Origin of the sequence: Sphingobacterium sp. SGL-16, from assembly GCF_011043515.1 — a bacterium.
GTDB classification, from domain to species: domain Bacteria; phylum Bacteroidota; class Bacteroidia; order Sphingobacteriales; family Sphingobacteriaceae; genus Sphingobacterium; species Sphingobacterium litopenaei.
In genome coordinates this window covers 1-225 of sequence record NZ_JAAKGQ010000140.1, presented here as the reverse complement: position 1 = coordinate 225, position 225 = coordinate 1, and the positions used below count along the sequence as shown (strand labels likewise).

The following is a 225-nucleotide window of genomic DNA, read 5'->3' as shown; positions in this document are numbered from 1 at the left end:
CCTCGAGCATACATAGAGATAACATTATCTTCTAATTCTTCGGTAATAATAAGTTGGCGTTTAGCTACTATTTTTGGTTCAAAGGTGCCATTACGATCCCGACCGCTTTCAAGTTCAAAGCTTCCTGATTGTAAGCTTCTAACTGTTTTCTTGGTTTTACCATTCTTGCGATTTGATTCTCCCGAAGCCTTATTTTCTAAAAGATGATTTTCTAACTCACCTTCT

Annotated in this window: 1 protein-coding gene; it reads right to left on the bottom strand. The window is 36.9% G+C overall.

All coding sequences use genetic code 11. The features are described from left to right. Window positions 1-225 (bottom strand): transposase (locus G5B32_RS17005; RefSeq protein WP_206366954.1); only part of this gene is annotated, 225 nt, incomplete at both ends.